The organism is Kribbella yunnanensis, assembly GCF_039529655.1.
Lineage (GTDB): Bacteria > Actinomycetota > Actinomycetes > Propionibacteriales > Kribbellaceae > Kribbella > Kribbella yunnanensis.
Genome location: NZ_BAAANF010000027.1, coordinates 145,393 through 156,231 on the forward strand (window position 1 = coordinate 145,393; position 10,839 = coordinate 156,231).

Annotated in this window: 9 protein-coding genes; 5 read left to right on the top strand and 4 right to left on the bottom strand. The window is 66.4% G+C overall.

Annotation, left to right across the window (positions count from 1 at the left end; all coding sequences use genetic code 11):
* The first annotated feature begins 104 nt into the window (after positions 1 to 104).
* A complete protein-coding gene (hrpA, locus tag ABD231_RS38230) occupies positions 105 to 4,037 on the top strand; it encodes an ATP-dependent RNA helicase HrpA (protein WP_344164229.1) in 3,933 nt (1,310 codons plus the stop codon).
* A 101-nt stretch (positions 4,038 to 4,138) separates the two neighbouring features.
* Here hrpA and ABD231_RS38235 read toward each other — a convergent pair whose 3' ends face one another.
* Positions 4,139 to 5,101 (bottom strand): helix-turn-helix transcriptional regulator, encoded by a 963-nt coding sequence (locus ABD231_RS38235; RefSeq protein WP_344163960.1) that lies wholly within the window; start codon positions 5,099 to 5,101, stop codon positions 4,139 to 4,141.
* Positions 5,102 to 5,144: 43 nt separating this feature from the next.
* Between ABD231_RS38235 and ABD231_RS38240 the strand changes: the two genes are divergently transcribed.
* A complete protein-coding gene (locus tag ABD231_RS38240) occupies positions 5,145 to 6,020 on the top strand; it encodes a DinB family protein (RefSeq protein ID WP_344163963.1) in 876 nt (291 codons plus the stop codon).
* Here the strand turns inward: ABD231_RS38240 and ABD231_RS38245 are convergent.
* Positions 5,999 to 6,799: a helix-turn-helix transcriptional regulator gene (locus ABD231_RS38245; RefSeq protein ID WP_344163965.1), complete on the bottom strand. Its 801-nt coding sequence runs from the start codon at positions 6,797 to 6,799 to the stop codon at positions 5,999 to 6,001. The two genes, ABD231_RS38240 and ABD231_RS38245, sit on opposite strands and share 22 nt — an antisense overlap.
* A gap of 69 nt (positions 6,800 to 6,868) precedes the next feature.
* Between ABD231_RS38245 and ABD231_RS38250 the strand changes: the two genes are divergently transcribed.
* Positions 6,869 to 7,615: a phytanoyl-CoA dioxygenase family protein gene (locus tag ABD231_RS38250; RefSeq protein ID WP_344163967.1), complete on the top strand. Its 747-nt coding sequence runs from the start codon at positions 6,869 to 6,871 to the stop codon at positions 7,613 to 7,615.
* Between the two features lie 54 nt (positions 7,616 to 7,669).
* Here ABD231_RS38250 and ABD231_RS38255 read toward each other — a convergent pair whose 3' ends face one another.
* The gene (locus ABD231_RS38255) at positions 7,670 to 8,086 is read right to left on the bottom strand and encodes a VOC family protein (protein WP_171673160.1); all 417 of its coding nucleotides are present in this window, start codon (positions 8,084 to 8,086) and stop codon (positions 7,670 to 7,672) included.
* 207 nt (positions 8,087 to 8,293) lie between these two features.
* On the opposite strand from ABD231_RS38255, the gene ABD231_RS38260 reads away from it, so the two are divergent.
* The gene (locus tag ABD231_RS38260; RefSeq protein WP_344163969.1) at positions 8,294 to 9,877 is read left to right on the top strand and encodes a beta-N-acetylhexosaminidase; all 1,584 of its coding nucleotides are present in this window, start codon (positions 8,294 to 8,296) and stop codon (positions 9,875 to 9,877) included.
* On the opposite strand, the gene ABD231_RS38265 is transcribed toward ABD231_RS38260, so the two are convergent.
* Positions 9,874 to 10,146 carry a protealysin inhibitor emfourin gene (locus ABD231_RS38265; RefSeq protein WP_344163972.1) on the bottom strand — a complete coding sequence of 91 codons (273 nt, stop codon included), beginning with the start codon at positions 10,144 to 10,146 and terminating at the stop codon, positions 9,874 to 9,876. The two genes, ABD231_RS38260 and ABD231_RS38265, sit on opposite strands and share 4 nt — an antisense overlap.
* A 460-nt stretch (positions 10,147 to 10,606) precedes the next feature.
* Between ABD231_RS38265 and ABD231_RS38270 the strand changes: the two genes are divergently transcribed.
* A complete protein-coding gene (locus ABD231_RS38270) occupies positions 10,607 to 10,810 on the top strand; it encodes a cold-shock protein (RefSeq protein WP_012921273.1) in 204 nt (67 codons plus the stop codon).
* Positions 10,811 to 10,839: the final 29 nt, after the last annotated feature.

Genomic DNA, 10,839 nt, shown 5'->3' on the forward strand with positions numbered 1-10,839 from the left:
GCGGTGCGCCGCGCGACGGGGGTGCAGGGCGTGAGAGCGAGCCGGCGCGTCGGAGCGATGCCGGAGGTAGCCGGGAGCAGGACGATGCGGGCGGCTTGGCTGAGGTGAACCTCGGCGAGGTGGTTGCGCGGTTGAACGAACTGACGGCTTATGACCGGGAGCAGTTGGGGCGGCGGCTGGAGCGGGTTCGGGGGACCAAGGAGGCTCGGAAGCGGGCTGATGCGCTGCAGGGCGTGATCGGGGCGATCGAGCAGGCTGAACGGCGGGTCGAGGTGCGGCGGAGCGCCGTACCGGAGATCTCGTATCCGGCGGAGTTGCCGGTCAGTCAGTTGAAGGACGAGATCGCGGCGGCGATTGAGGCTCATCAGGTCGTGATCGTGGCCGGGGAGACCGGGTCGGGGAAGACGACGCAGCTGCCGAAGATCTGTTTGGAGCTGGGGCGTGGGATCCGGGGGATGATCGGGCACACGCAGCCGCGGCGGTTGGCTGCGCGGACGGTGGCGGAGCGGATCGCGTCGGAGCTGGATACCGAGCTCGGGGAGACGATCGGGTTCGCGGTGCGGTTCACCGACAAGGTGAGCGAGCGGTCGTTGGTGAAGTTGATGACCGACGGCATCCTGCTGAACGAGTTGCAGCGGGATCGCGATCTCAGCCGGTACGACACGCTGATCATCGACGAGGCACATGAGCGCAGTCTCAACATCGACTTCATTCTCGGGTATCTGAAGCAGCTGCTACCTCGCCGGCCGGATCTCAAGGTGATCATCACTTCGGCGACGATCGACCCGGAGCGGTTCGCGGAACACTTTGCCGATGGCAACGGGACGCCGGCGCCGATCGTCGAGGTGTCGGGGCGGACGTATCCGGTCGAGGTGCGGTACCGGCCGATCAACGACCCCGATGATCCGAGCACGATCGATCGGGACCAGACTCAGGCGATCCTGGATGCGGTCGGCGAACTCGAGTACGAGGCGGCGGGCGACGTACTGGTGTTTCTGAGCGGTGAGCGGGAGATCCGGGACACTGCTGATGCTTTGAATGACAAGTACGCCGCGCAGCGCGGTCGGCCGGGCGCGGTCGAGGTGCTGCCGTTGTATGCGCGGTTGTCGAATGCGGAGCAGCATCGGGTCTTCCAGCCGAGTGGGAACCGCCGGATCGTGCTGGCGACGAACGTGGCCGAGACCTCGTTGACGGTGCCGGGGATCAAGTACGTGATTGACCCCGGTACGGCGCGGATCTCGCGGTACAGCCATCGGACCAAGGTGCAGCACCTTCCGATCGAGGCGGTCTCGCAGGCGAGCGCGAACCAGCGCAAGGGTCGTTGCGGGCGAACGAGTGACGGTATCTGCATCCGGTTGTACTCCGAGGAACACTTCGAGAGCCGGGACGAGTTCACCGATCCGGAGATCCTGCGGACCAACCTCGCGTCGGTCATCCTGCAGATGACCGCGATCGGGCTCGGTGACATCGCGGCGTTCCCGTTCATCGATGAGCCGGACAAGCGGAGCATCACCGACGGTCTCCAGTTGCTCACCGAGCTTGGTGCGATCGAGCCGGCGAAGAGCGGTGAGCGGCACCGGCGACTGACGCCGATCGGTCGGCAGCTTGCGCAGATTCCGCTCGACCCGCGGCTCGCGCGGATGATCGTCGAGGCGGACAAGCATGCATGCGTCCGCGAGGTGATGGTGATCGCGGCGGCGCTGTCGATCCAGGATCCGCGGGAGCGTCCGACCGAAGCGCAGGCCCAGGCCCAGCAGGCGCATGCGCGGTTCCGCGACCCGAACAGCGACTTCCTTGGGTATTTGAATCTGTGGGCTTATCTGAAGAAGCAGCAGAAGGATCTGTCGGGGAACCAGTTCCGCCGGATGTGCCGCGGTGAGTACCTGAACTATTTGCGAGTGCGCGAGTGGCAGGACATCTTCGCGCAGCTGCGTCAGGTCGCCGCGCAGATCGGCGTCACTCTGAACAGTGGTGGGCCGGCCGATCCGCAGAGCGTGCACATCGCGCTGATGTCGGGGCTGCTGTCGCATCTCGGGATGAAGGATCCGGCGAACCAGCATCAGTACCTCGGTGCGCGGGGAACGCGGTTTGCGATCTTCCCGGGGTCGGGGCTGTTCAAGAAGCCGCCGCAGTTCGTGATGGCGGCCGAGCTCGTCGAGACGTCCCGGCTGTGGGCGCGGGTGAACGCGAAGATCGAGCCCGAGTGGGCCGAGGACCTCGCGCCGCACCTGATCAAGCGGTCGTATTCCGAACCGCATTGGGAACGCAAAGCCGGTGCGGTGATGGCCTACGAGAAGGTCACCCTGTACGGCGTACCGATCGTTGCCCGGCGCAAGGTCAACTACGGCAAGGTCGATCCGGTGGCGTCGCGGGAACTGTTCATCCGGCACGCGCTGGTCGAGGGCGACTGGGACACGCACCACAAGTTCTTCCACGAGAACCGCAAGCTGATCGAGGAAGTCGAGGAGCTCGAGGAGCGCACGCGGCGACGCGACCTGCTGGTCGACGACGAGACGCTGTACGCCTTCTACGACGAGCGGATCGGCGCGGAGGTCGTCACCGGGCGCCACTTCGACACGTGGTGGAAGACGGCCCGGCAACGCGATGCCGACCTGCTCGACTTCGAGCGGTCGCTCGTGGTGCGCGAGGGTGCGGAGGTTCGCGAGGAGGAGTTCCCGCTGCACTGGTCGCAGAACGGGATGACCTTCGATCTCACGTATGCGTTCGAGCCTGGTACGGACGCTGATGGTGTGACTGTGCATCTGCCGTTGCTGGTGCTGAACCAGGTGACCGCGGACGGGTTCGAGTGGAGCGTGCCCGGGTTCCGTGAGGAGCTGGTCACCACGCTGATCAAGTCGTTGCCTAAGGCCATTAGACGCAACATCGTGCCGGCGCCGGATCATGCGCGGCAGATCTTGCCGTTCCTGGATCCGTCGTCGGGCCCGTTGACGGTCGCGATGGCGAATGAGTTGCGGAATCTGCGCGAAGTGATCATCGAGGACACGGACTGGGACTGGAGCCGGGTTCCGGAACATCTGCGGATGACGTTCCGGGTGGTCGACGACCAGGGCAAGACAGTGGCCGAGGGCAAGGATCTCGCCAAGCTGAAGGAGCGGCTGAAGCCGAAGACGACGGCCGCGATCTCCAAGGTCGCGTCGAAGGCGGTCAGCGGGCTGGAGCGTTCGGGGCTGACGGACTGGACGTTCGGCGACCTGCCCCGGAGCTTCTCCGAACACCGCAATGGGCTGACGGTGGCTGGATACCCGGCCCTGGTCGACGAGGGCAAGACGGTCGCGATCCGGTTGCACGAGACCGAACGCGACCAGACCGCCGCCATGTGGAACGGCACCCGCCGGTTGCTGCTACTCACGATGCCGTCGGTGATCGACGTCGTACAGCGTCAGTTGACCAGCGCCCAGAAGCTCACGCTCCTGGCGGGTCCGCACCGCAATGTCGGTGAACTGCTCGACGACGCGATCTCTGCGGCAGTCGATCAGCTGATGACCGCGGCCCACGGCCCGGCCTGGAACCTGACCGCGTTCTCGGTACTGCGGGACGCCGTACGGTCTGATCTCGCCGACACGGTCGTCGGGATTCTCCGTCAGGTGGAGCAGGTGCTCGGGCACGCGCGCACCGTGGACAAGGCGATCTCACGGGCGTCGTCACCGGCGTTGCTGGCGGCGCTGTCGGATGTGCGGGGGCAACTGGAGGCGCTCATCAATCCGGGCTTCATCACCCGGACCGGCGCTGCGCGACTGCCGGACTTGGTGCGGTATTTGCGTGGGATGGAACAGCGGCTCGACAAGATCGGGGCGAACGCGATGCGGGACCGGTCGGGGATGGCGATCGTGCAGACGCTCACCGACGAGTACCAGAACCGCCTGCGCGCCGTCCCGACCGGCAAGTACCCCTCCCCCGAACTCCTCGAAGTCCGCTGGATGCTCGAAGAACTCCGCATCAGCCTCTTCGCCCAAACCATCGGCACGCCGTACCCGGTGTCCGAGAAACGCATCCGCAAGGCGCTCGCCCAGGCCTGACCCGGACCTGCAGGCCATCACAATTGGCGGCTCCGCCGCTTGTTGAGCGGGGGCCGCACGATCCACGCGCAGTTGTGATGGCATCTGGGTCCGCAGTGGGGTTAGGAGTCGAGCAACCGGCGGCCGATGGCGTGGACGGCGGCTCGGAGCTCGGGTGGTTCGAGAATTTCGAACGGCCACGGGATGCGGGTGGTTTGGAAAACGAGGGGGCCTAGGTCGTTGGCGGCGTAGCGGAGCTCGCAAGAGGTGGCGTCGACGAGGTCGACTACTACCTCTGTGGGTGGGAGGTGTTGGCGGGCGGTCTCCGCGTCCACCTCGACTCGGACTCGGGCTAGCAGGTTCCAGGGGGCTATGCCGGTGCTTTCGGTGATGAAGGCGAGGGGGTCGGGCGGGTTGTCGAAGTGGTAGCGCTGGCCGGTTGGTTGGGGGTTGGTGATGCGGTCGACGCGGAAGGTGCGCCAGGCGTCGCGGTCGCGGTCTCGGGCTACGAGGTACCAGCGGCGGCCGGTGTGGACTATGCGGAGGGGTTCGACGCTGCGGATCGAGTCGGTGCCGTCGTGGGTGCGGTAGGCGAAGCGGAGGCCTTCGGTGTCGCGGCAGGCGGCGGCGAGGGTGGTGAGGACGTCGGGGTCGATGGTGGGGAGGTCGCCCTGGGGTAGCTGGGCTACTTGGGCGCTGATGGCGCCGACTTGTTCGCGGAGGCGGACGGGGAGGACCTGGTTCAGTTTGGCCAGGGCGGAGACGGCTGCTTCTTCTACGCCGGAGACGGTTGTGGTGGTTGTGGAGCGGAGGCCGATGGCGACTGCTACTGCCTCTTCGTCTTCCAGGAGGAGGGGCGGGAGGCGGCCGCCGGGGCCTAGGCGGTAGCCGCCGCCGGTGCCGGCTTCGGCGTCGATCGGGTAGCCGAGAGAGCGCAGTCTGGTGACGTCGCGCCGTACTGTGCGGGGCGTGATGTCGAGCCTGGTGGCGAGCTCGGCGCCGTCCCATTGCGGGCGCGACTGGAGGAGCGACAGCAGGCGGAGCAATCTGGTCGCGGTGTCCATGGTTTCTTCAGTTTGCCGCATTCTGCGGACCGATCCTGTCCGCAGGTCGTTCTACGGTGAATTCATGACCACGACATTGCAGAACTTGCTGAGCTTGTCCGACTTCGCGTGGGGACGGCTGCGGGACCGGGTCCAGGGGCTGACCGACGCGGAGTACTTCTGGGAGCCGTTCGACGTCACCTGGAGCGTTCGCCAAACGGCCGACGGCCTCGCCATGGATGGGTTCGCGGAGGACGGGCTGGTGATCGCGCCGGAGCCGCCGCCGTTCACGACGCTTGCTTGGCGGATCACGCATATCGTCGACATCCTGCAGGAGGATCGGACGGCGACCTGGTTCGGGCATGAGGTGGATCCTGCGGACGGGCAGCCGCCGGTACCAGGGTCGGCGGCTGAGGCGTTGACTGCGCTGGATCACTCGTACGACGTGTGGCGGCGGCGACTGGCTTCGTTGAGCCAGGAGGACCTGGATCGGCCGATGGGTGCGATCGCGAGTCAGCATGCCGAGGACGACGGGACGGCGTTCGCGTTGCACATCCTGGACGAGCTCATCCATCACGGGGCCGAGGTCGGGACGCTGCGCGACTTCTACCGCGGGCTGCACCCCGAAGATCCGTTCGAGGGAGCGCTCTCCGGCGAGATCACGCCGGCCGAGCAGCCGACGCTGGTGGCTGAGGCTGCGGCGGCTCAGCGATGGGAACTGGTTCCGATGCTGGCTGAGTTGGGTTTCGGGCTCGATGAGAAGACGGCCAACGGATTCACAGCGGCCCATCTAGCGGCGGGGAACGGCGCGCTGGCGACGCTGCGGTTCCTGGTTGAGCGTGGGGCCGATCTGTCGATCACCGACGCGCGCTTCAATGCCGATGTCCTGGGGTGGGCGAAGTGGTTCCACCAGGCTGATGCGATCGCGTATCTCGAGGGTCAGGGCACGAACGCCCGCTGAGAGCGGTTTCTGAAGTCTCTGGGTGAGATCTCGTGGGCGGTGGTGAAGCACCGGGTGAAGTACGACTGGCTGGTGTACCCGCAGCGGTCGGCGATGACGGCGATCGTGAGGTTGGTTGCTGCTAGCAACGAGGCGGCGTGTTCCAGACGGAGATCGGTGACGAATTCCGTCGGGGTCAGGCCGTACCTGCTGCGCATCGAGCGGGACAGGTGAGCGGGGCTGACCGCTGCCAACTCAAGGAGTCGCGGCAGGCCGGCCCGAAGGTTGGCTTCGGAACGCATTGCCGTGCAGGCCTTCCCGAGCCAGTCGGGAACCCCGCGCTCCGGAGCATCGGGCACCACCTGCTCCAGGACATCGATCCAGAACCGGAGCAGATCGTACGACGTCGGTTCGTCCTGGAAGCGTTCCAGCGCCCGCGAGAACGCGGAGAGCGCTCTCTGACTGTGGAACCTGGTCGGGCAACTTGTGCGCGTGAGATCCAGAAACCCCTGCCAGGCCGAACTGGGAAACGCGATGTTGATGAACTCCAGACCATCCGGTGCAGCGCCACGGATCGCGTGCTGATCCTGCGAACGAACCAGTACGACGTCGCCCGGCGCGAGCGGTTCGGCGCCGGTGATCAGCAGATGCTCGCCACGCCCCGAGACCACGCCCATGAATTCGTGGAAGTCCGCGTGCGTGTGCAACTCGGTGTCGCGCGACCTGGCCGGGATCCGCACCCGGGCCGCGTGGAACGGACGACCGAGTGCGTGCGGCTCGAAACGCAGTACCGGGATCACATCAACACAGTACAAATTCTCGGCAGCTCGTTGCTAGTGCGTCGTCGTGAGCGCCCCGAGCATTGAGGCATGTACGAAACAGACGGCTATGTCATCTTCCGCAATGTCATCGACTCCGACCTGATCAAGGAAGTGAATGATCATGTCGAGTGGTTGCAGGCACGCCATCCCGACGTCCGGCCCGAACAACTCGGCCACATCTATCTGCGGGACGACCCGTTCTGGTTGCGGCTGGTGAGTGATGATCGACTGCTCGACATCGCGGAACAGTTCGTCGGACCGGACCTCGCGCTGTTCGCATCGCACTACATCTCCAAACCGCCGTACTCAGGCCAGCCGGTGCTCTGGCACCAGGACGCGGCGTTCTGGCCGCTCGACCCGATGGAGGTCGTGACATTGTGGCTCGCGGTCGACCACTCGACTCCGGAGAACGGATGCGTCCGCGTCGTCCCGGGCAGCCATCGCTCCGGAGTCTCGGGCATGCGCGAGAACACGAGCGTGGAGAGCGTTCTCGGGAAGGAGATCGCAGTCGAGGTCGACGAGTCCGCGGCCGTCGACATGGTGCTCGCACCAGGCGATGTCGAGGTGCACCACCCCAACATCGTGCACGGCAGCAACGCCAACACCTCACCGCATCGGCGCTGCGGACTGACGATCCGCTACATCCCCACGTCGACTCGGATCACGGATCCGGAGACGCCGTACCCGAGCGCGTTCCACCTGCGCGGGGAAGCCGGAGTGAACGAGTACCAACCGCTCCCCCGGTACGACGCCGCCCGGCACTTCGCGTTCTCGGCCAGTCCGGAGTGGACGTAAAAGGCCCGCCCCGGCCGCACAGCCCGGGACGGGCGAGGTGTCATCAGGGAACTGCTACTCCAGGCAGATCCGGAACGGGTGTCCCGCCGGATCGGCGTAGATCCGCCAGCCGCGCGCATTGTCGGCCGGAGGTGGGTCGAGCGGGTCCAGCGGCTCCGCTCCGAGCGCGACCACGGTGGCGTGGCCACTGGAAAGGTCCTCGACGATGAGGTCGAGGTGGAGATCCTGCGCATCGGTGCCGGGCCACGTGGCCGGCAAGTACTCCTCCGAGCGCCGGAAGGCCAGTGTCGAGAATCCGAGCGACGACCCGGGGCCGGTCAGGCTCCGCCAATCCTCGTCACCGTTCTCGTCGACATCCAGCCCCAGCAGCGCCGAGTAGAACTGGGCGAGCTCCAGCGGGTCCGGGCAATCCAGAACCACCGAGCCGAGCCGCCCGGCAGTACTGCCCGGCTGCTCTGCCACCTGCGTCATCTGTCCTCCAGCTTCGTCACTTCGACAGCCTGCCCCTGTCGGAGCAGGACCTACGGGCCCATCTGGTCGGAAGGCCCGGCCGCCTACGATGACAGGTCGATGGGACAGTTCGCACCTTTCGACACGCCTTCCTGACCGGTCAAGCAGCTCACGCCAGGTAGTTGCATCGTGTTGACGGGGACAGCGCCTGCCCGAACACTTACGGTCATGAAGCGACTACTCCGCCCCTGTCGTCCTCTGATCGGTCTTCTGACCGCCGCCTTCCTGGCAGCTCCCCTGTTCGCCGTTCCGACTGCCGCGGCAGCCACTCCGGCGCCCGCGCTGATCCCCAAGCCCGTGTCTCAGCAACCGCTCTCTGGCGAGACGTTCACGCTGCAGGCGTCGACCGCCATCGGCGTCATCGCCAGCGCAAGCAAGCGCGCTGCGGCCACGAAGGTGGCCGAGCAACTGGCCGCCCAGCTGCGGCGCTCGACCGGGTTCACCGTCCCGGTCGTCCCCGATGCCGGCACGATCCGGCTGTCAACGAACGGCGCCAGCTCCCTCGGCGCCGAGGGCTACCAGTTGCGCGTCGACCACACGGCCGTCACGATCACGGCGGCGACCCCGGAAGGGCTGTTCCGCGGCGTCACCACGCTGCGGCAACTGCTGCCCGCCAAGGCGGACGCGGCCACCCCGCAGGCCGGTCCGTGGAAGATCGCCGGGATCGCGATCTCCGACTCTCCCCGGTTCGCCTACCGCGGCACCATGCTCGACGTCTCGCGGCACTTCTTCTCGGTCGCGGAGGTCAAGCGGTACATCGACCTCGCCTCGCTCTACAAGCTCAACAAGCTGCACCTGCACCTGGCCGACGACCAAGGCTGGCGGATCCAGGTCGACAGCTGGCCGCGACTGACGACGTACGGCGGCAGCCTCGAGGTGGGCGGTACGCCGGGTGGTTACTACACGAAGGCCGACTTCGCCGAGATCGTGCGGTACGCCGGAGAGCGGTATCTCACCGTGATCCCGGAGATCGACACCCCCGGTCACACGAACGCCGCCTTGGCGTCGTACGCGGATCTGAACTGCAACGGGGTCGCCCCGCCGCTCTACACCGGCACGAACGTCGGTTTCAGCTCGCTCTGTGTCGGCAAGGAGCTGACGTACTCGTTCCTGGACGACGTATTCGGTGAAGTCGCAGCGCAGACGCCGGGCGACATCGTCCACCTGGGCGGCGACGAGGCGCACTCGACACCGCACGCGGACTACGTGACGTTCCTCAACAAGGCCAGCACGATCGTCGCCGGCCACGGCAAGCGCGTGATGGGCTGGCACGAGATCGGAGATACCGCTCTCCCGGCCGGGAGCATCGTGCAGTACTGGGGTACCGACGACACCAAGTCGCGGGACCTCGCCCGTCTAGCCGCGACCAAGGGCGCCAAGGTGGTCATGTCGCCGGCCAACCGCGCCTACCTCGACATGAAGTACAACAAGAACACCCCGTACGGCCTGGACTGGGCCGGCCTGGTGAGCGTCGAGAAGGCCTACAGCTGGAACCCGACGACCCTGATCCCGAACCTGCCGGAGAGCGCTGTCGCGGGCGTCGAGGCGCCGCTGTGGTCGGAGACGCTGGACAACATTGACAAGGTCGAGTTCATGGCGTTCCCGCGGCTGCCCGGAGTCGCCGAGCTCGGATGGTCACCGGCCTCCGCCCTCAACTGGACGGCGTACAAGGACCGCCTGGCCGGCCAGGGGTCGCGCTGGGACGTGCTGAGCGTCAACTTCTACCGGGCGCCGGAGATCGCCTGGCGTTAACCCAGGACGCGGTCGAGCAGCCAGGCCGTCGACTCGTTCAGGTCCTGCTCGGCGACTGTGTGGTGCGTCGCGGCCCCATCCGGGGTCGCGCGCACCTCCAGCCGGTAGACGTACCGATCCGGCTCCGGACGGCCGGTACCGAGCTCCGCGCCGTACAGCGCGAGGACAGCCGCCTCCAGGCGCTCGGCGTCCGGCTCGGTGCTGGTGTCCAGCGAGCCCTCGGCGACAAGTCCGGCGAACCCTCCACTACGGGTCACGGTGACGATCAACAGCTGCTCCTCCGTCGGTCGGGGCACCACGATTGCGCGCCATGCAACGAATGTCCAGAGCCGCGCGACACGCCGGAAAATTCGATCACCAACGCGCGCCCATTACCCGGCGTACCGGCCCCTTTGTCTCACGTTGCCATCCCTGCGGCCCGCCGCAAAGGGACGAATCAGCAGGTCGGCGCGGGATTCGGCACTCCACACCAGGGCCCCGGCGGGTGGGTAACCGGCGAATTCACCCGACCACGGAGCGTGGCACCCGGCGACAATCAGCGACACGTGTTCTCGATCACCCCTTCCACGCGGCCTCAGATCGGCTACAGTTATCGCGTTGCAGTTTTGGACTCCCACTGACTTTCGCTGTGCTGTACGGCCGGTTTCGTCGTCTGGGGCCTTTCGGCGACACGCGGTTCATGAGGTGTGGATCGCGTCTTGTTACAAGCCATCAAGGAGATAGACACAAATGGCTGTCGGTACTGTCAAGTGGTTCAACGCTGACAAGGGCTTCGGCTTCATCACCCCGGATGACGGTGGCGCGGACGTGTTCGCGCACTACTCGGCCATCCAGACCTCGGGCTTCCGCTCGCTGGACGAGAACCAGCGCGTCGAGTTCGAGATCACCCAGGGCCAGAAGGGCCTTCAGGCGGAGAACATCCGCCCGATCTGATCCCCGGATCAGCTCTTCTCGAAACTGAA

Bases quoted from the DNA above. Each gene is read 5' to 3' on its own strand.
- ABD231_RS38235 (WP_344163960.1), bottom strand. From the start codon at position 5,101: ATGCGGCAAACTGAAGAAACCATGGACACCGCGACCAGATTGCTCCGC.
- ABD231_RS38240 (WP_344163963.1), top strand. From the start codon at position 5,145: ATGACCACGACATTGCAGAACTTGCTGAGCTTGTCCGACTTCGCGTGG.
- ABD231_RS38250 (WP_344163967.1), top strand. From the start codon at position 6,869: ATGTACGAAACAGACGGCTATGTCATCTTCCGCAATGTCATCGACTCC.
- ABD231_RS38255 (WP_171673160.1), bottom strand. From the start codon at position 8,086: ATGACGCAGGTGGCAGAGCAGCCGGGCAGTACTGCCGGGCGGCTCGGC.
- ABD231_RS38260 (WP_344163969.1), top strand. From the start codon at position 8,294: ATGAAGCGACTACTCCGCCCCTGTCGTCCTCTGATCGGTCTTCTGACC.
- ABD231_RS38270 (WP_012921273.1), top strand. From the start codon at position 10,607: ATGGCTGTCGGTACTGTCAAGTGGTTCAACGCTGACAAGGGCTTCGGC.